At 57.5% G+C, this 18,350-nt stretch carries 19 protein-coding genes; 15 read left to right on the top strand and 4 right to left on the bottom strand.

The genetic code is table 11. The annotated features are described in order from the left end of the window. Positions 1 to 43 precede the first annotated feature (43 nt). Complete coding sequence (locus IEW73_RS07965; protein ID WP_188672497.1) at positions 44 to 568, top strand: SRPBCC domain-containing protein; 525 nt, start codon at positions 44 to 46, stop codon at positions 566 to 568. A gap of 34 nt (positions 569 to 602) precedes the next feature. On the opposite strand, the gene IEW73_RS07960 is transcribed toward IEW73_RS07965, so the two are convergent. Then, positions 603 to 881, bottom strand: coding sequence for a Rossmann-fold NAD(P)-binding domain-containing protein (locus tag IEW73_RS07960; RefSeq protein WP_188672495.1), 279 nt, complete (start codon positions 879 to 881; stop codon positions 603 to 605). Between the two features lie 43 nt (positions 882 to 924). Beyond that, positions 925 to 2,292, bottom strand: coding sequence for a magnesium transporter (gene mgtE, locus IEW73_RS07955; protein ID WP_188672493.1), 1,368 nt, complete (start codon positions 2,290 to 2,292; stop codon positions 925 to 927). A 206-nt stretch (positions 2,293 to 2,498) separates the two neighbouring features. On the opposite strand from mgtE, the gene IEW73_RS07950 reads away from it, so the two are divergent. From IEW73_RS07950 to IEW73_RS07930, 5 genes are all read left to right on the top strand, one after another. Beyond that, entirely contained in the window at positions 2,499 to 3,023 is a 525-nt protein-coding gene (locus tag IEW73_RS07950) for a peptidase (RefSeq protein ID WP_188672491.1), read from the top strand. A gap of 90 nt (positions 3,024 to 3,113) precedes the next feature. Next, positions 3,114 to 3,881 carry an SDR family NAD(P)-dependent oxidoreductase gene (locus IEW73_RS07945; protein ID WP_188672489.1) on the top strand — a complete coding sequence of 256 codons (768 nt, stop codon included), beginning with the start codon at positions 3,114 to 3,116 and terminating at the stop codon, positions 3,879 to 3,881. Positions 3,882 to 3,971: 90 nt separating this feature from the next. Then, a complete protein-coding gene (gene ilvD / locus IEW73_RS07940; protein WP_188672485.1) occupies positions 3,972 to 5,678 on the top strand; it encodes a dihydroxy-acid dehydratase in 1,707 nt (568 codons plus the stop codon). A 174-nt stretch (positions 5,679 to 5,852) separates the two neighbouring features. Next, positions 5,853 to 6,047, top strand: a complete 195-nt coding sequence (locus IEW73_RS07935; RefSeq protein WP_188672483.1) for a CbtB domain-containing protein — start codon at positions 5,853 to 5,855, stop codon at positions 6,045 to 6,047. Then, on the top strand, positions 6,038 to 6,802 hold the full coding sequence (locus IEW73_RS07930) for a CbtA family protein (protein ID WP_188672480.1): 765 nt from the start codon (positions 6,038 to 6,040) through the stop codon (positions 6,800 to 6,802). The genes IEW73_RS07935 and IEW73_RS07930 overlap by 10 nt, the downstream gene beginning before the upstream one ends. An 18-nt stretch (positions 6,803 to 6,820) precedes the next feature. Here IEW73_RS07930 and IEW73_RS07925 read toward each other — a convergent pair whose 3' ends face one another. Beyond that, entirely contained in the window at positions 6,821 to 8,449 is a 1,629-nt protein-coding gene (locus IEW73_RS07925; RefSeq protein ID WP_188673150.1) for a TM0106 family RecB-like putative nuclease, read from the bottom strand. 127 nt (positions 8,450 to 8,576) lie between these two features. On the opposite strand from IEW73_RS07925, the gene IEW73_RS07920 reads away from it, so the two are divergent. The 5 genes from IEW73_RS07920 (at position 8,577) to IEW73_RS07900 (ending at position 12,605) form a co-directional block, all read left to right on the top strand. Next, positions 8,577 to 9,251 (top strand): DUF6474 family protein, encoded by a 675-nt coding sequence (locus tag IEW73_RS07920; protein ID WP_188672477.1) that lies wholly within the window; start codon positions 8,577 to 8,579, stop codon positions 9,249 to 9,251. A gap of 78 nt (positions 9,252 to 9,329) precedes the next feature. After that, positions 9,330 to 9,863, top strand: coding sequence for a copper resistance CopC family protein (locus IEW73_RS07915; RefSeq protein ID WP_188672473.1), 534 nt, complete (start codon positions 9,330 to 9,332; stop codon positions 9,861 to 9,863). A 103-nt stretch (positions 9,864 to 9,966) separates the two neighbouring features. Further along, positions 9,967 to 10,917 (top strand): CopD family protein, encoded by a 951-nt coding sequence (locus IEW73_RS07910; RefSeq protein WP_188672471.1) that lies wholly within the window; start codon positions 9,967 to 9,969, stop codon positions 10,915 to 10,917. A gap of 56 nt (positions 10,918 to 10,973) precedes the next feature. After that, positions 10,974 to 12,008 carry a cell envelope lipid trafficking protein PgfA gene (gene pgfA, locus IEW73_RS07905; RefSeq protein WP_188672468.1) on the top strand — a complete coding sequence of 345 codons (1,035 nt, stop codon included), beginning with the start codon at positions 10,974 to 10,976 and terminating at the stop codon, positions 12,006 to 12,008. 138 nt (positions 12,009 to 12,146) lie between these two features. Further along, complete coding sequence (locus IEW73_RS07900) at positions 12,147 to 12,605, top strand: CsbD family protein (RefSeq protein WP_188672465.1); 459 nt, start codon at positions 12,147 to 12,149, stop codon at positions 12,603 to 12,605. An 85-nt stretch (positions 12,606 to 12,690) separates the two neighbouring features. Here the strand turns inward: IEW73_RS07900 and IEW73_RS07895 are convergent, their stop codons facing one another. Next, complete coding sequence (locus tag IEW73_RS07895; RefSeq protein WP_188672462.1) at positions 12,691 to 14,244, bottom strand: succinic semialdehyde dehydrogenase; 1,554 nt, start codon at positions 14,242 to 14,244, stop codon at positions 12,691 to 12,693. Between the two features lie 220 nt (positions 14,245 to 14,464). Between IEW73_RS07895 and rraA the strand changes: the two genes are divergently transcribed. The 4 genes from rraA to IEW73_RS07875 are packed head-to-tail and all read left to right on the top strand — an operon-like array spanning position 14,465 to position 18,339. Continuing rightward, positions 14,465 to 14,950 carry a ribonuclease E activity regulator RraA gene (gene rraA / locus IEW73_RS07890; protein ID WP_188672459.1) on the top strand — a complete coding sequence of 162 codons (486 nt, stop codon included), beginning with the start codon at positions 14,465 to 14,467 and terminating at the stop codon, positions 14,948 to 14,950. Between the two features lie 2 nt (positions 14,951 to 14,952). Beyond that, positions 14,953 to 15,450: a DUF5313 family protein gene (locus IEW73_RS07885; RefSeq protein ID WP_372433618.1), complete on the top strand. Its 498-nt coding sequence runs from the start codon at positions 14,953 to 14,955 to the stop codon at positions 15,448 to 15,450. Positions 15,451 to 15,481: 31 nt separating this feature from the next. Beyond that, on the top strand, positions 15,482 to 16,753 hold the full coding sequence (locus tag IEW73_RS07880) for an alpha-hydroxy-acid oxidizing protein (RefSeq protein WP_188673144.1): 1,272 nt from the start codon (positions 15,482 to 15,484) through the stop codon (positions 16,751 to 16,753). Further along, positions 16,750 to 18,339: a Na/Pi cotransporter family protein gene (locus tag IEW73_RS07875; RefSeq protein ID WP_188672457.1), complete on the top strand. Its 1,590-nt coding sequence runs from the start codon at positions 16,750 to 16,752 to the stop codon at positions 18,337 to 18,339. The genes IEW73_RS07880 and IEW73_RS07875 overlap by 4 nt, the downstream gene beginning before the upstream one ends. The last annotated feature ends 11 nt before the right edge of the window (positions 18,340 to 18,350 follow it).

Here is an 18,350-nt window from a genome sequence, read left to right as displayed (position 1 = left end):
GTATACCGGGTTAGACGCGTTAATTCCGATGGAGGACACCGATATGGCACCTACCCCTACTGGGCGGCTAGTGCGGTCAGCCCACCGCACCGATCTCGTCATCAAGCGGACGTTTCCAGCTTCGATCCACGACGTGTGGTCGAGCATCACCGACAGTGAAAAAACCGCCCAGTGGTATGGCCCATGGAGGACAACCAGCGGGGATAACCCGACAGCAGGTTCGTCCATCAGCGTGCACATGCTGTTCGAGGACGGCCAGCCTTGGTGCGATGCACGAATTGAGTTCTGCGAGGCCCCACACAGGCTCGATCTCGCGCTGCTCGCCGGAGCGGACGAATCGGCCGCCTGGCATGTCAGCCTCACGCTAACCGAGACGACCGGCTTCACTACCCTCGCCTTGGCCCACCGGATCGACCCGGGCATCAATCTCGGGGATATTGGAGCAGGTTGGGAGTACTACCTCGACATGCTGGTTTCCGCCCGCGAGGGAACCCCCCAGCCGAATTTCGCCGACTATTACCCGGCGCAGCGGGAGCACTTTGACAGTCAGGTGGCCGTCGACGAATGACGCACCCCCCCGGACCCCCCACTTGAATACTCCTTCATGTGAAACGGTGGGCATTCCGGAGCGCCCACTCAGCGAATGTTGTCGCGGGACGTCCCGTGAGCTCTTCCACGATGCGGTTGGCCTGCTGGGGCGACTCGACCATTTCGGCATCAATGTCGACGTACCATTCCGCTTGGTCTCCCATCGCTGGAGTAAGTTGCTCGATCGCTTCCTCGCGGGACACTTCGATGAACGGAATGTCTCGGCCGAGTGCAGTTCCGATCTGGCGAACTAGTTCACGCCGGTCAAACGTCCCAGGCTGCCGCCTTCGCATTGAAATGCCTACTAGACGGGATTGGTGGCACCGAACACCACCGTTAAATCCCCAGCACGACCTTGGCGATCAAGAAATAGATGATGAGCCCTGTTGCGTCAACGAAGGTTGCAATAAACGGAGTCGACATCACAGCCGGGTCAATTTTGACGGCCTTCGCGAACAACGGGATAACGCCACCGACCGATGCGGCCAACGTACAAATCGCAAGCATCGACGCCGCCACCACTACACCCAACTCTGCAGTGTAGCCGTCGAAGAAGAACGCCACCGTGGAAATCGCGGCGAGCGCAAGCGCACCAAGCAACGCTCCAAGCGCAGCTCCAGTTCGGATTTCCCGTAACAGCACAATTCCCACGTCGCGAGGACGAACGTCGCCGAGCGCCACTGCACGCGTAATCGTCACCGCCGCCTGCGACCCGGTGTTACCCCCCGTACCGATAATCAACGGAATGAATACCGCAAGGGTCACCACAGTTGCGAGGTCATCTTCAAAGTGGTCAAGCACGCCCACAGTCGCTACAGCGGAAACCGCGAGCAACAACAGCCACACCACACGCGAACGTACAAGGGAACGCACAGGTGTCGACAAATACGGTCGCCCAAGTGGCTCCACCGCACCTGCACGGGCGGCATCCTCTTCTTCCGCCTGCCGAATAATGCGGACCGCGTCATCGACGGTAAGAATTCCGACCAGCCGCTCTTCTTTATCCACCACAGGAAGCGCGAGTACCTGAGAGTCGAGACAGCGACGTGCCGCATCCTCGGCATCCTCGCTGGCGTAAACACTGATCGCCTCGTTCATGATTTGACCAACGGGTTTACCTGTGTCCGCCAGCATCAAATCCCGCAAGCTCACGACACCGACAAGGGCTTTTGCCGAGTCCGTCACTGGCACTGTGTAAATAGTTTCCGCATCGCGCCCTCGGTGGCGAACCTGCGTCAACGCTTCAAGCACAGTTTGCGAATCAAGCACCCGAACATACTCGGTGCTCATGCGACGACCAATAGAGCCGCGCTCGTATCCGAGGATCGGCGCAGTGAGTTCGCGCTCATGCTTAGACAAACCCTGCAACAGTTTTTTGGCGACACTCGCAGGGAGTTCGTCCATGAGGTGCACGCGATCGTCCGGGTCTAGGTCACCGAACAGCATTACCACTTGGTCGTCGCGCAAACTGGTGAACAACTCGGCGCGCAAGCCCTCATCGAATCGTTCAAAAACTTCGTGGGCTAAGCCCTTGGGGAGGAGTCGGAACACGATCGCTCGATCTCGAACGCGCAAACGTTCGAGCACCCACACCAAATCTGGCAAAGCCATGTCGGCCGCTTCGCGACCAACCGCCGCTAAGTCACCTTCACGCAGACGGTCGGGCCACCCAGTAATTGCCGTGTCAAGATCCTCAGTGATCACACGACTCCCCTCTCTGCGATTGCGGACATCTGCCCCCAACGATTATTCACACTCTGACACCGTCACGTGTCCACTCTGTGTACTGCAGGCAAACGCTCTGGCACTCGACTGATCTTGTGTGCTAGCGCGATAATTGTTCATAGTCCTAAACACGGGTCTAACGCCAATCCGCATGATAGGCCGTGTTCGCGTGACAGGAGGTCACGATGTACCGCGAATCAGTTGAACTATCTCCATTTGAGCAGAATGGCACACTACGTGGCTTTATGTTGAGTGGCCGGTGGCCCGAATCCACCACAGAGTGGGCGCAACTCCTTATTCTTGCGGTTCGCATCGCTTCCCTTCCCGGCCTACTCCCCACCACGACAGTGTTTGATGCGCGTGAAGACCACCCGAACAGCCTTGTCCCCAACGCTGTTGGTTTACTACTTGCGGCCGGAACGATTCTTGGTGACGAAGCTCTCAACCCTGGCGCTTTCGCTAATGAGTGCCCTCCAGCGCTGTTGATGTTGCATCCTCCGTCCGAAACACGACCCACTCTTCCAGAGTGCGCATCAGCCGCATCTGGTTGTCTTCTACTGCCAGGGATCCCGCACCTTGGCCTCGACCATCGAGCGTCCTGGGTGGAAGCCGACCTCGATGGAACCGTGACAAATCTCGTGAGCAAAGTCGGTATCGACCCTAATGAAGACCCTGACACCGCGGTGCTGGCAATGCTGCTCGCCGCGTAAAAACCACGGTTTTCCTCACCGAAAAGACTAGTGTTAGTCACACTATCTCGCTTACTTGTAGCGAGCACCCGTTGAGGAAAGGTACGTGCATTGGACATCTCAGGAAGCGCAGCGATCGTAACCGGAGCAGCATCCGGGTTAGGCGCCGCGACAGCCACACTTCTCCAGGCAAGTGGTGCGACAGTTTACGGCCTCGACCTCGCTAGTTCCATCGAGCGGGCGGGCGATTCCGCACCCGCCGGTGTGACCATGATCCCAACTGATGTCACAAGCGACACCGACGTACAGAGCGCCGTCGACACCGTAGTGAGTGGCGGCAAGCCCCTCCGCATTGTCGTCAACTGCGCTGGTGTCGGCTGGGCGGGCCGCATCTTGTCCAAGAATGGTCCCCATGATCTTGAACTGTTCCGCACCGTCATCACGGTGAACCTGCTCGGCTCCTTCAACGTGATGCGGCTTGCCGCTCAGGCAATGGCCGACACGGCCCCTGTCGACGAGCACGGACAACGCGGCATCGTTATCAACACCGCGTCCGTCGCTGCATTCGAAGGTCAGATCGGGCAGATTGCCTACAGTGCATCCAAGGGCGGCGTGCACGGAATGACCATTCCCGCTGCGCGCGACCTAGCACAGTTCGGAATCCGCGTGAACACAATCGCACCCGGCATCGTTGACACCCCCATGCTTGCCGGGGTCACGGAGGAGTACCGCAAGGGCCTCAGCGAAGGTGTGCCGTTCCCCAAGCGCCTCGCACTACCAGCTGAATTTGCGCAGCTCGCCAAGATGATTGTCGAACACGACTACCTCAACGGTGAAACAATCCGCATGGACGGCGCACTCCGAATGGCCCCGCGCTAGACCCTGTTGCACAGGCCTGTCGCCGGTAGCGAACAATGGCTGATAGCCCCACCCATAGCGAGTTTTCTAAGCAGTTTTTGAGGAGTAATGATGACGCCAGGTGACGATAAAGTCGACATCAAACCACGGAGTAGGGACGTCACCGACGGCCTCGAACGCGCTGCCGCACGTGGAATGCTCCGCGCGATCGGTATGGGCGACGACGACTTCGCAAAACCACAAATTGGTGTGGCCTCGTCATGGAACGAAATTACTCCATGCAACCTTTCCCTTGATCGCCTCGCCAAGGCGGTAAAGGATGGCGTTCACGCTGCTGCTGGATACCCAATGGAGTTTGGAACTATCTCGGTGTCAGACGGCATTTCGATGGGACACGAAGGGATGCACTTTTCCCTCGTGTCCCGCGAAGTGATCGCAGACAGTGTTGAAACCGTCATGTCCGCCGAACGCCTCGACGGATCTGTCCTGCTAGCTGGGTGCGACAAGTCCCTGCCGGGCATGCTGATGGCTGCCGCTCGACTCGAACTTGCGTCGGTGTTCCTGTACGCAGGGTCAATCCTCCCGGGTTGGGTGAAGCTCTCTGACGGAACCGAAAAAGAAGTCACCATCATCGACGCTTTTGAAGCCGTTGGTGCATGTTCACGCGGTCTCATGAGTCGCGAGGACGTCGATGCCATCGAACGCGCTATCTGCCCTGGTGAAGGTGCATGTGGCGGAATGTATACGGCCAACACCATGGCCAGCGCCGCCGAAGCGATGGGTATGTCGCTGCCGGGCAGCGCCGCTCCACCAGCGACAGATCGCCGCCGGGATGGTTTTGCTCGTCATTCCGGTGAAGCCGTGGTAGCGATGCTGCAACGTGGAATCACAACAAAAGACATCATGACAAAAGAGGCATTCGAAAACGCCATCGCAGTGGTCATGGCGCTCGGCGGTTCCACCAACGCGGTGCTCCATATCCTTGCCATCGCACACGAAGCTCAGGTCGAACTCACACTCGACGACTTCGCGCGGGTTGGCAAAAAGGTGCCACACCTTGCAGACGTCAAACCTTTTGGGCAGTACGTGATGACGGACATCGACAAAATCGGCGGCGTCCCTGTTGTGATGAAGACTCTGCTCGATGCGGGCCTACTTCACGGCGACTGCCTCACCGTCACCGGCAAAACAGTCGCAGAGAACCTTGCGGGTATCAACCCCCCTGATCCCGATGGCAAGGTTCTTCGATACCTGGCAAACCCAATTCATCCGAGTGGCGGCATCACCATCTTGCGCGGCAGCCTCGCGCCAGGAGGCGCAGTCGTGAAATCGGCTGGGTTCGACACGGATGTTTTCACTGGAACGGCTCGGGTTTTTGATCGCGAACGGCCCGCAATGGATGCCCTTGAAGATGGAACGATCACAGCTGGCGATGTTGTCGTAATCCGCTACGAAGGCCCTAAAGGCGGTCCAGGAATGCGCGAAATGCTCGCCATCACCGGCGCAATTAAGGGCGCTGGCCTCGGCAAAGATGTCCTTCTGATCACCGATGGGCGCTTCTCGGGTGGCACAACCGGGCTTTGTGTGGGCCATATAGCGCCTGAAGCAGTCGACGCTGGCCCCATCGCGTTCATTCAAGATGGCGACCAGATTCGACTCGATGTCGCCAACGGACAACTCGACCTCCTGGTGGACGAAGCCGAACTCGAACGCCGCAAACAGGATTGGGAGCCTCTGCCTCCACGCTATGAGCGCGGTGTGCTCGCTAAATACGTCAAACTCGTTGGTTCCGCTTCCTTCGGCGCTGTTTGTAACTGAATACCGGGGTAATCTCACCCTGCGCACATGCTTCAAATGCTGACGGGAACCCGGTGAAAATCCGGGGCGGTCGCGCCACTGTTACCTGCTACACCTCGTGGGCAGGAAGCCAGACCTCGTCAGCACCACCAGGCGTTATTCATCAATGGGACGCGCCATTCCCAGGAGGTTTACATGTCACAAACCCACGCAGTTGAACAATCATCCGTATCAGCCGCAGGCCTGCTGCTCACGATTGCAATCGTCAGTGCGGCCATTCTTGTGCTGTACATCGTTGGTTTTGACCAGGGCGCAATCAGCCGCACTGGCATGTTCATGCACGAACTCATGCACGACGGTCGCCACCTAATGGGTGTGCCATGCCACTAGCGGACACAAAGCTGCAGGCGCCCTCGGCTACGCAGCCGTTAACGGGTTCCCTGGCTCAGCTTCTCAAACGCGGCGCAATCGCCGGCATTCTTGCAGGGCTTGTGGCGGGCGCAGTCGCATTCGGGTTGGGTGAATCGCTCATCGACGACGCAATCGCCATCGAGGAAGCCGCAGCACACGCGGGTAACCACGCCCACGACCATGACGAACTGGTCAGCCGGTTCGGGCAAAAAATCGGGCTAATACTCGCTACCACGCTTGTCGGACTCGCATTCGGCCTCATCCTTGCTACCGTCGCGCATCATGCAACGCGATTTGTGGCAGCGTCCGCGACGTCCCTGGTTCTTGGAATCGCCTTGTGCGGCTGGTTGGCGTTCGAAGCCGTGCCGTTCGTTAAATATCCAGCTAACCCGCCCGCTGTGGGCGACCCAGAAACCATAAACGAACGCACATGGTTGTGGTTGGCGACCGTCGTTCTCGGATTCGTAGCCATCGCGGCGGCGCTCGTTTCACGAGTTTGGGTCCGTCACCGGTCGTCCATCGCCAACATTGCTACACCAACGGTTGTGTTCGCGGCTGTCGTCAGCCTGGGCTATGTGATGCTGCCGTCGATCGACGAAGTCGGGGCAGATTTTCCCGCCAGTTTGCTGTGGGATTTCCGCGTTGCATCGTTTGTCACTCAACTGACGTTGTGGCTCACGCTCGGGTTCATGTTCGCGTTCTTGACTGAACGCGCCCAACCGGTGCGCAAGTAGCGACCGCACCAAAACTACTCAGGCAGGCCCATTCTCTCCACGGAAGATCTGGTCTAGCTGCGCAACATCAGGAACTTCCAGTGCCTGCGGTGACGACATCCACTCGCGCAACACACGTGTCGCCCACACGTCATCCTCGTTGTAGCGAAGGATTCGTTCCCGCTGATCGTGCACCGGATCACCCTCATAGCCCACAGCATCGCGATACCAACTCATCGATGCCTCGCCCCCTGCCTCTGGGTCACGCCAAGAGAATCCAGCGGCGGGGGCGATCTTCTTCAATCCGCGTCCGTGGGGGCACAGAAACTGGTCCTTCACCGCATCAAACATGTCAACCCATTCATCGGATTCAATGAAGTGATTAATTTCCTCCAGGGCTGGCATTTCGTTCATCCCACGAAAGCGTTTTGCCGAATCGATGAGCCACCTATTTTCGGCACTTTTCGAATAGCAGTAAGCGGCGAAGGACAACCCGCGTTGAAGTGCCATGCGGCGCACCTCCGTGAGCCAGCCCCAAAACTCAGCGAACATCCGACCCTCGTCACGCGTAGGCAAGGGGTCCCATGTGACAAAGGGCCGATAGACAGGCTCTTTCCCAGGTTCCGTTAGTAGCGTTCCCCACAAGTAGGCGCCGTGGTCTTGATAGCTTTCCATGTCAATATCAACCTCGACATCGGCGCGTTGGACATGCAAGCTGTCGACCCTGCGAATGAGCGGAATATCGTGCAACCACGCTTTGGCAAAAACTTGAACCTCGGCGAATGGAACCCCGTGCCACTCTTCGGGATCGTCACCGTGCCACGCCGCGAGTTCATCAACGGTGTTGACACCGGCCTCCCGCAGAAGCGTGGCATGTCCTCCGTTCACGACGAGCGACACATCGTGTTTTTCCTCGAGCACTTTCTCGCAGTGTGGCCAAAATTCACACATCTTGCACTCGCCGATGCGGTTGGGTGTTGACGGTGCACCACCGTTAACTAGGGCCACTCGGTCCTCGAAACGGGCGTCATACTCACCGAGCAGGCTGTTGTCGTAGCTCGGTACTTCGCGGTCGAGATCGTGAATCAAAATGCAGTCCGCGTCATACCCAATGACGCCACCGATTCTGCGTGGCGACGCCCATCCACCTGATTCCAGCATGCGGTATAGGTGCGCCAATCTGAACTGATCCCGCGGTTGGCTGCGGAGTTTTCGAGTGTCATCGGTGTCCGGTGCGAATTCGTGCAACGGTGACGTCGTGATCCCCCGCCCCTGGTCGGTTACTTTGTGGTTGACCACAATGATCGGGATGTATCCACCCTGTTCAAGGTCCCTCATTAGTATTTCGGCGCCACCACGACGACCGTGTGCATCGGTAGGGAGCATGCCACCCCAGACCCAACCAATTCCCTCATTGAGGGCGTTTGCTGTGTCGAGTGCTCGATGCGACGTTGGTTGATCCGCGTCAATCGTTGCCCAATGAGCATGATGGAATGAGAACATCGCTTCGTACACAGATTTTCGATGAAGTGCCGCGGCTTCCTGCCGCTGTCGCACGCCGGGCGGGATAGGACGGCGTGCAACATCGGTAATGTGGCCAGTTTTCACCGCCGCGTCGAGAAAAACGCGGTGGCGGCAACGGGACACTGCGTTCGCATCAAGCAACATGCGGGCACCAGACTTCGAGATCACGATGACGAACCCTATTCCCTGTCCTAGGGTAGAAGCGAATATTGGTCATTGTCGTCCACAAGCGAACATTACGGATAACGGCGCCGTTAGGGAGGAAACTCGGATGGGTTTGTTCAGCAAGAAACCCAGTCGCGCGACACGGAAGGCCGAAGCTAAGGCCCTGAAGGTCAAAGCTAAGACTGAAGCGAAGCTAGCAGCAAAGCAGAACTCCAAGAACGCCAATAAGGCTTTGAAGTTTGAACAGAAGCTCGCCAAGCAAGCGGACAAGGCCCGCAGCCGTGCAGAAAAGGCGCAGATGAAGATCTCGGAAAACGAGGTCAAGATTGCACAACAGCAGGCGCAGGCTGCGGCGGAAGGCAAGATGACGGTAACTCGTGCACGACGCATCGTTGGGGTAACACGAATCCTTGCTCCCGTCCTGGTCCCGGTTCTGTATCGAAGTGTGACTGCAGTGCGTGGCTATCTCGATTCCAAGCGCGCGCAAAGCTTCGGCATTCCGCTTGAGGAGCTTGGAAAGTTCACTGGATACGGGGCAAAGCTGTCGGCACGTATTGCTGGTGCTGAGGCCTCCACGCGTGAGGTGTACGACCGAGACCCTAAGAATGCTGAAGTGAAGCAGTTCACCGAAGCGATCAACAAGCGCCTCGAAGAGCTCAATATGGCTGTGCGCGCAGCTGAACGTATGGCACCTGCGCGGCGCCGTGCGGCACATCAAGCGATTGGCACTGAGCTGGACGGCATTGAGGCTGACTTGCTTGCTCGTCTCGGCGTTCGTTAAATGCGGCTACGGTAGAACCATCAGTCGTTGTGTTGCCGGACCGTTTATCGGTTCGGCAACGTCGTGAGGAGTTCGTTGATGCTAGTTCGTTTTCGCCGTGCGGTGATTGCACTTGTCGCGGCGTGTGGCGTGGCAGTCCTCAGTGTTCCCGGGGCAGCGTGGGCCCACGCTGCCATGGTCGGAAGCGACCCAACTGCTGGGAGTGTTGTCGAGTCCGTTCCATCACAGGTTTCGGTTACTTTCAATGAGCCCTTGCAGGACCAATTTTCTGCACTGACGGTGGTTGGCCCCGACGGTGAGTTGTGGTCCGGTGACGACGTCGTTGTTGATGACCGCAGCGTAGTTGTTTCGACCACCAGTGGTGGACCGGCGGGAACGTACACCATTGCTTACCGAGTGATTTCAGCAGACAGTCACCCGGTTAGCGGCACGATCGAATTCACTGTTTCTGGTGATAACAGTGTTGAGGACACGCCAGCGATCACAGAATCGACTGACGCGCTCGACAACTCTGAGTCCTCACTTCCTGTGTGGCCGTTTGTCGCAGGTGTGCTCGTGCTCGTGGGTATTGGCATTGCTGTAGTGGCGCGTGCCGCCACCCGTCGCAACTAGTAGTCGTACGCCGTTGAATCGGTCCCGTTCGACATCAGTTTCCACTACATCGTTCGGCAGCTGGTTTGTCGTCGGGTTGGTCGCCGCAACTTCTGTTCTTGGCGTGACTATTGCGCTCCTGGTTTCGGGAGTCACAGTTTCGGGAGTCGAACCGACCAATGTGGCAGCGTTTGCTCGCGCCGGGATGCTGACGGCTCTCGTTGCCACTGTGGGTTTCAGCGCGGTGGGATGGCTTCTTCGCGAAGATTCCACTAACCGCGGAGCAAGGCTCCTGAGTGCCTCCCGGCGACAGAATTTTCACAGCCGCCAGTGGCGTTACCTAGCATTGTCAGCAATCCTGGGGGCCGCATTGGCGCTCGTCTATGCGGTATCTAGTGCCTCTGTAATCACTGGTGAACCAATTTTGGCGCTCACCTTGACTGAGTTTCGTATCTTCATTTCTCAAGTTGGTTTGGGGCGCGCACTCCTCATTGTGATTTTCGGCGCATGTGTCGTGGCAGGAATGGCAGTTGCGTCGATTATTCGTCCATCAATGAAGTGGGCAGTTCCGGCTGTGTGCATATCGATCCTGTCCCTTATTGCGGTTCCCCTTTCCGGTCACGGATCGCACGAGTCAGTGACAAGCGGTTTCGTTGCCGTTCACGTGATAGCAGCCGCATTGTGGTGCGGGCTGCTAGCTGCTCTAGCAGCGACTGCTCGTTCGCGCATAGAGTGGGCTGTTGGATTGCCGCGATTTTCGCAGGTCGCCGGATGGTGTGTTCTCATCGTTGCTCTGAGTGGTGTGGGATCTGCCATTTTGTTGTCTGATTCCCTCGCGGCTCTTGTGGCGAGTGGCTATGGCAGAGTCGTACTTGCCAAGGCATTCTTGCTAGTAAGTCTTGTGCTGGGCGGTTGGTGGTGGCGCAAACACTGGATTGAGCCAGTGTCGCGACACAAGGTCGACTCGGTGGTGACGATTCGTCGCTCAGCGATCGAAATCGCGGTGATGGTCCTAGCGATTGGCTTCGCGGCCGTGCTCGCATTAACTGTGGAGCCGACTACTGTCACTAAATAACACACTGTGTCACTGTTATCGTTGTTCAGAGTTCGACTTACTGTAAGGAAAATGTCATGCCAGGTCTCTCAGGTGGGTCTCGCAATATTCTCGCGATATTCCTCATTGGGTTTGGCGCGTTTCTCCTCGTGGCCGCAATACTTCTGCCCACATATGCCACATCCAAGTTGAAAAAGACACCACTGGATCTGGAAATCACAACAGTGTCCGAAGGTTCCGGCTCTGTCCTGAACATTGCGCAGTTCCTCTCAGGAAACCCCGACGCTGTCGAGGATGACGTCCCCCTAAGGGCACAGCGGTTTGTCACCGTCGAAGACCCATCTGACGCCCGCATCGTCACTATCCAGGCGGGATTCACCCTGTCGCGCACTGATCGTCGCGGGGCCCAGGGATTGCTCAACGCCACGGTGGATCGGGTAACAACTGATCGCGTTACGGCAATGCCCGTCACGGACCCGCCAGGATCGTTGCAGGTCGCAGCAGATCAACCCGCGATCGAACTGCCCAGGGAAGGCTTGCAGTACAAGTTTCCCTTCGATGTCGAAAAGAAGTCTTATCCATACTTCGACATCAACGCGCGCAGCACCATCGACATTGACTTCGTAGACGAAATAACAATCGATGGGCTTCCGGTCTATCAGTTCAGTCACACCATCGAACCAGTCGACCTTTTCCGCGTCACCCGTGACCAGGCCAATCGACTCGGCTTGCCCAAGTCCGTTTGGGGATTGTCCGAGGCAGATGCAGACGATGCGGACGAAATTGTCTTCATGAGTCGGTACTACGCCAACACACGCAATGTTTTCGTGGAACCAGTGACCGGGATTATCGTGTCCGGAAACGAACGAATTCGCCAGTACTTCGGGACAACTCCCGATGAACCTGCGCTCACAGTGCTGAGTTATGACGCCGAGCTGAACGAAGCTACCGTCACGGACCGCGTAGCTGCAGCAGAAGCCAGCAAGAATCGCATACAGATGCAAGCAGATTTGGGCCCCGTTACTGTCAGGCTTCCCTGGATTCTCGCTGTTTTCGGCACCCTCTCCCTAATTGTCGGCATTGTCCTCGGAACACGCCGTTCTCGCGAGTAACGGTCGTATAACTCGTTGACAACGGGCATGATGGGATCGTGTGTTCGGACGGGCAGGAGTCATCCGCGATAGAGTTGGCCTACACCCTGTCCCCAGATCGGGGGTTGCACAACAATCCCTACGTGAAGGAGAAAATAAATGGCAGATCTCGAAAACACCGCTGACAAGATTAAGGGCGCCACTAAAGAGGCCGCAGGTTCGGTCACGGGTGACGACTCGCTGAAGAGCGAGGGCCAAGCCGAGCAGGCTAAGGCAAATGCGAAAGATTCCGTCAAGGATGCCGCAGAGGTCGCCAAGACCAAGGCCACCGAAGCTGGAGACAGCGCGAAGGCCGCTGCGACCGATGCCGCACATAAAGCATCAGAGGTGACAGCTTCTGTGAAAGAAAAGACAAACGAAGCGTTGACACAAGGGCGTGCAGCAGCAACTGAAGCTCGCACGACTGTTGAAGATAAGGTTGCCGAGTTGCGTCGAGCAACATTTGATTCACTATCAGAACTCGACGAAGGTGATACGCGCAAAGCTGGAGCAGCTGTCGCCGCCGTAGTCGCCGCAATTGTTTTGTTCTTCGTCGTTCGCGCGGTCCGCAACCGCTAGTAACGCCGCACTTAACAAGCGGGCGGTGAGTTCCTGAGGAACTCACCGCCCGCTTCTTTTAGGTTTCGTACACCCAGCTCAGGTCCTACCGGCCGGGGATGAACTTCATCGCTTTGACGCCCCACGGTAGTGCTTGTGAGAAGTACTTCGAGTCGAGCCAGCTTGGCCCCCCGAGGTCGATGAGTCGCTGTACGGCGACTGTTTGAGCCTCGGTGTATTTCAGGAGCCCTTCAGGTCCGTGTCGGCGACCAACGCCGGACACTCCCATTCCACCCATTGGTGCGCCGAGGCTTCCCCAAGCGGGACCGTAGCCTTCATTCACATTGGCGGTACCGGAGTTGATTCGTTCGGCGATCTTCTCGCCTTCGCTTTCGCTTCCAGCCCAGATGCTCGCATTGAGGCCGTACTCGGTGTCATTAGCCTCAGCGATTGCTTCGTCGACGTCTTTGACACGGTAGATCGAGACGAGTGGGCCGAAGGTCTCCGAGCGGTACACGTCCATTTTTTCAGTGACGTCGGTGAGGACCGTGGGTTCGAAGAACAATGGGCCGACGTCCGGTCGCGGCTTGCCACCAGCGATAACGGTGGCACCCTTGGCTACAGCGTCATCAACGTGCGCTTTCACGTTTTTAACCTGAGATTCTGAGATCAAGCTGCCCATGTCTGAACCCAGTTCGTAGTCAGAACTGAGAGTCATGCTGCGAACTTTTTCACCAAACTTCTCAATAAACTCATCCGCAACGGCATCCTCGACGTAGATGCGTTCGATGGAAATGCACAGTTGCCCCGAGTTCGAGAAGCACGCTCGTGTTGCGGCATCGACGACGTGGTTGAGGTTGGCGTCCTTCGTGACGATCATCGGGTTCTTACCGCCGAGCTCTGCGGAGAACCCGATTAGTCGACGTCCACACTGTTCAGCGAGGAGCCTGCCCGTTGCCGTGGACCCCGTGAACATGATGTATTCGGTGTTTTCGACAAGGGCGGTACCCACTATCGAGCCCGGACCGGGGACAACAGCGAACAATTCCTTAGGCAGACCAGCTTCATAAAGCAGTTCCGCCACACCAAGCGCGCAGTACGGCGTTTGACTGTCTGGTTTCATCACCACGGCATTACCAGCGATGATCGCGGGAATTGCATCGGACACAGCCAATGTCATCGGGTAGTTCCAGGGGGTGATCATCCCGACAACGCCCTTGGGACGGTAGTTCACCGACGTCTTCGTCAGCGCGGGAAACAGCCCCTGAACGCTCTTCTTTTCGAGCAACTTAGGCGCAGTTCGGGCATAGTAACGCGCCGTCATAGCGATATCGAGCACTTCTTCAAGCGCGGATTCACGCGACTTGCCAGTCTCAGCCTGGGCGAGATCTAAAAGCGTATCGCGGCGGCTAAGGACCAGGTCATGGTACTTGTGAAAAATCTTCGCCCGCTCGGCGACTGGAACTTTTGCCCACTCCTTCTGTGCAACACGGGCACGTTCAACAGCAGCAATGGCGTCCTCTGCGGTAGCTACAGGAATTGTCGCGAGCTCGCGTCCTGTGAACGTCTCATAGACCGTACGGGTGGGTCGCGCATCTGGATCATCAATTGCAACAAGCTTGGCGAGACGAGCGAACGTCTCAGCTGACGGAGCAGCCATCTACTTCTCCTCGCTTCGGAGATTGGTGGGAAATCAGTTCTTAGGTTACTCGCCTGTGTCCAGTTTGGAGTTCACCCTGCCGCATTCTCGACGGCCATCCTCCAAGGCAAAGCTAGGTTCAGCTATCTGCTACCCAGACCTAAGTCCACAGCGCTTCGCCGCTGTACTACGGTAGTAGTGGACGACACCAAGATTGCTATAGGACTGCGAAGGGGCATTTGTGAGCACAGTGGATTTCACCTCGACTGCAGATCTAGCCGACGAGATCGGTCCTGACATTCGTAGCTGTGACACCCAGTTCACCCAATACGGTGGGCGCTCGAAGTTTTCGGGCATCGCCTCGACAGTGAAGTGTTTCCAGGACAATGCGTTGCTGAAGTCCATTCTCAGTGAACCGGGCAACGGTGGTGTACTGATCATCGATGGCGAAGGCAGTGTGCACACCGCACTCGTCGGTGACATCATCGCGGAACTCGGCCGCAGCAACGGTTGGGCCGGAATCATCATCAACGGCGCGGTGCGAGACGCCTCCGTGCTAAAAACCCTCGACATCGGCATCAAGGCGCTAGGTAGCAATCCTCGCAAGTCAACAAAAACCAATGCGGGTGAACGCGACATTCCCGTCACCATCGGCGGAGTGACTTTCAACGCTGGTGACATCGTCTACAGCGATGACGACGGCATAGTCGCAGTAACTCCTGACTAACGATGTTCGGCCGAAGGGCCCGGCGCCCAAAGTTTGAAGCCCCAAAGCTCGATCCAGACCAGAACCGAGTCACGGATGCGGTGCGTGCCGACGACTACCTAACGCCAATGTTTCCCGTGAAACCAAGCTTTGGTGAACGCATCCGTTACGTCAGCGGTCGGTCGCTCCCCCCACATTTACACCCATGGGTGGCGCAGGACTTGACTGGCCCTGGAGCGACACGGCGGTACCTCGTGCGGGGAATGCTGCCACTGATACCGCTGTTAGCGGTCTTCTTCATCATTCCCGGCCCAATCTGGGTAATCGCGTCGATGGTGCTGCTGCTACTCATCCCCTACGCATATTTTCTCGTGGCCCTCACCTACGTCTATAGGCGCCACCGACTCCTCAGCCACGGGCTTGACCCGAACCTACTTTCCACGCGAGAACAACTGCGCAAACAGCAAGAACGCGACGACTACAATCACCGGTTTGGCCACCCCCCAACGACGGAACAGTGAATACAATCACACTGTGACCGAACAGAATCGGATGTCCCCCGGGCGTGCGCGCCAGAATCACATCTACCGCGACGGAGTGGCCGGGATGGTGCCACACATCCCGACCGACCCGCTGAACCTCGAGAAAGCAGCTACTGAACTTCTGCCAGAACGAGCGCACGCATACCTGGCCGGTGGAGCTGGGAACGAGCAGACCATGCGCGCCAACCGCGAAGCGTTTCAGCGCAGAACAATCGTCCCCCGGGTGTTGCGCGACGTCTCTGAACGAGATTTGTCAGTGAACCTGTTCGGCCACACCTACCCGGCGCCAGTAGCGCTCGCCCCGATCGGTGTCCTAGAACTAGCTCACAATGACGCCGACCTCGCTGCCTCCCGAGCAGCGGCCACACATGGAATTCCCATGATCTTCTCCAACCAAGCTTCGGTACCCATGGAAGACTGCGCCGATGCCATGGGCGATTCACCACGCTGGTTTCAGCTCTACTGGTCCACCTCGGAAGACCTGGTCGACAGTTTCATCACACGCGCAGAAGCTTGCGGAGCACACGCACTAGTCGTCACGCTCGACACCACCATGCTGGGATGGCGCCCCCGAGACCTGAACCTCGGGTCGTTGCCATTCAGTCAAGGGCAAGGCATCGCCCAATACACCAGCGACCCGGTATTCCAACGCATCGTCAAACAGCGAATTGTGAGCCAACCTGTTGGCAAACCTGACGTAAAAATCACCCGGGACACAGTCCGGACCCTGCTGAACATGACCCAGCACTACCCAGGAAAATTTCTTCCCAACCTGCTTTCCGCGCAACCTCGAACAGCGGTCGAAACCTTCCTCGACATCTACTCGCGACCATCGCTGACCTGGGACAACATCGCCACCCTGCGAGATCGAACCACTCTTCCGATTGTGCTCAAAGGTATTCTCCACCCCGACGATGCCCGTAAAGCTGCGGACCTGGGCATCGACGGAATTGTCGTCTCAAACCATGGCGGACGTCAGATCGACAATGAGGTAGCGGCATTGGACGCGCTACCGGCAGCGGCTGCGGCCGCCGGCGACATGACCGTGCTGTTTGATAGTGGAATACGCACTGGGGCTGATGTATTCACAGCGCTCGCCCTCGGGGCCGACGCAGTACTTATTGGGCGGCCCTACGTGTGGGGGCTTGCCATCAACGGCGAGCACGGCGCACGTGACGTCATTGCCAACATCATCGCAGAACTCGATCTCACCCTCGGACTCAGCGGGCATTCCTCAATCAGTGAACTCACCGCCGATGCCCTGAGCATGTCCAAACCATGAACCTCGCCTCAGTCGGCACCTTATTAGGCGGACTCGGGTTATTCCTGCTCGGCGTCATCATGATGACCGACGGCCTCAAACTTGCCGCCGGATCACTACTGCAGACAATCTTGCGGAAGTTCACCCAAACCCCGATACGAGGTTTGCTCTCCGGTGTACTTGTGACCGGCGTTGTGCAAAGCTCCACCGCCGTCATAGTGACGCTCATCGGGTTCGCAAACGCCGGGTTGTTGAGCTTCGCCCAGACGCTATGGGTCATCTTCGGCGCCAACCTCGGCACCAGCATGACTGGATGGCTCGTTGCCACAATAGGATTCAACGTCAAGATCGAAGCCCTCGCTCTCCCGCTGATAGGTATCGGAATCGCGCTCAAGATCAGCGGCAGCGGAACCCGGCGAGGTGCATTCGGCACAGCCATCGCAGGGTTTGGCGTGCTATTCATCGGAATTGATTTACTGCAGGAAGCCTTCTCCGACGTATCTGCGAACATCACCATTCCCACCGGCGACGGCGCTATCGTCATCGTCTACCTGCTAGGTTTCGGCGTGCTGATGACGTTCATCATGCAGTCATCCAGCGCGGCTCTCGCCATCACCCTCACCGCCACCCAGACGGGAGTGCTCCCGATCACCAGTGCTGCGTACGTCGCCATCGGCGTCAACATCGGCACCGCGGTCACCTCAGCCATCGCCGCAGTTGGGGCTACAAGCAACGCGAAACGCACCGCAGGCGCTCATATCCTCTTCAACGTCATCACGGGACTTTTCGCAGTACTCACGCTGCCACTACTGTTGCCTGCCCTCATCCGAATGCAAGAAGCCACCACAGGCAACACAAACCCCACCATCTCATTAGCGCTATTCCACACGACGTTTAATGCCATCGGGGTCCTGTTGATGATTCCGATCGCAGGATGGATGGCTCGCTGGCTTGGGAGGCAATTTACCGCGCAAGACAACACCCTCGTGAAGCCACAATTCCTCGACGATACGGCCGCAGAAGTCCCCGAACTAGGCATCAACGCATTGCGTTGCGAAGTCAGTCGAGCCGGAAAAACTGCAATCGAGACAACCTTGGCCACACTCAACGGGGGCCTTTCCCGACCCACAGCAGCGGCCACCACACAGTCGATCAGCGACCTAGGGGAAACGATGAACGACTTCGTCAACTCCCTACACCGCAACGAACTCGCTGACGACGCCTCCATCGAACTAGCCGACGTACTCCGCGCAAAGCGTTGCTACGAGACCATCGCGCACCAATGGGAACCTCTCATCCCGTTTCCCGACAGCCAACTTGGCGAAGCCCCATTCGTTACACAAGCCCGAACCCTGCTCGGGCGGGCCCAACCTGAGTTGCCAATATCCGAGCCACAATTGACAACTGAAGAAACGGATCGGTCCTACCGCGTATTACGTCAGCAACTATTGCAAGCCGGTTCCACGTCTCACATAACTGTGGCGCAAATGGACCGGTCACTGAATGCCGCCAGCGCCCTTCGGCAGATACTGAAGAAAGCTGTCGAGGCCCAGGAACTACTGCGTGCAAAACCACGATCACTACCGCCTGAAGGTGCAGACGCTTAGCCCCTTTAAGC

It is taken from the genome of Hoyosella rhizosphaerae (assembly GCF_014643175.1).
In the GTDB taxonomy this organism is placed as follows: Bacteria; Actinomycetota; Actinomycetes; order Mycobacteriales; family Mycobacteriaceae; genus Lolliginicoccus; species Lolliginicoccus rhizosphaerae.
The sequence above is the reverse complement of the archived record's forward strand: the minus strand, read 5'-3'. Positions and strand labels throughout refer to the sequence as shown.

Bases quoted from the DNA above. Each gene is read 5' to 3' on its own strand.
- IEW73_RS07875 (WP_188672457.1), top strand. From the start codon at position 16,750: ATGAACCTCGCCTCAGTCGGCACCTTATTAGGCGGACTCGGGTTATTC.
- IEW73_RS07950 (WP_188672491.1), top strand. From the start codon at position 2,499: ATGTACCGCGAATCAGTTGAACTATCTCCATTTGAGCAGAATGGCACA.
- IEW73_RS07935 (WP_188672483.1), top strand. From the start codon at position 5,853: ATGTCACAAACCCACGCAGTTGAACAATCATCCGTATCAGCCGCAGGC.
- IEW73_RS07880 (WP_188673144.1), top strand. From the start codon at position 15,482: ATGTCCCCCGGGCGTGCGCGCCAGAATCACATCTACCGCGACGGAGTG.
- pgfA (WP_188672468.1), top strand. From the start codon at position 10,974: ATGCCAGGTCTCTCAGGTGGGTCTCGCAATATTCTCGCGATATTCCTC.
- IEW73_RS07930 (WP_188672480.1), top strand. From the start codon at position 6,038: ATGCCACTAGCGGACACAAAGCTGCAGGCGCCCTCGGCTACGCAGCCG.
- IEW73_RS07895 (WP_188672462.1), bottom strand. From the start codon at position 14,244: ATGGCTGCTCCGTCAGCTGAGACGTTCGCTCGTCTCGCCAAGCTTGTT.
- IEW73_RS07965 (WP_188672497.1), top strand. From the start codon at position 44: ATGGCACCTACCCCTACTGGGCGGCTAGTGCGGTCAGCCCACCGCACC.
- IEW73_RS07960 (WP_188672495.1), bottom strand. From the start codon at position 881: ATGCGAAGGCGGCAGCCTGGGACGTTTGACCGGCGTGAACTAGTTCGC.
- IEW73_RS07915 (WP_188672473.1), top strand. From the start codon at position 9,330: ATGCTAGTTCGTTTTCGCCGTGCGGTGATTGCACTTGTCGCGGCGTGT.
- ilvD (WP_188672485.1), top strand. From the start codon at position 3,972: ATGACGCCAGGTGACGATAAAGTCGACATCAAACCACGGAGTAGGGAC.
- IEW73_RS07900 (WP_188672465.1), top strand. From the start codon at position 12,147: ATGGCAGATCTCGAAAACACCGCTGACAAGATTAAGGGCGCCACTAAA.
- IEW73_RS07925 (WP_188673150.1), bottom strand. From the start codon at position 8,449: ATGTTGCTTGATGCGAACGCAGTGTCCCGTTGCCGCCACCGCGTTTTT.
- IEW73_RS07920 (WP_188672477.1), top strand. From the start codon at position 8,577: ATGGGTTTGTTCAGCAAGAAACCCAGTCGCGCGACACGGAAGGCCGAA.
- IEW73_RS07885 (WP_372433618.1), top strand. From the start codon at position 14,953: ATGTTCGGCCGAAGGGCCCGGCGCCCAAAGTTTGAAGCCCCAAAGCTC.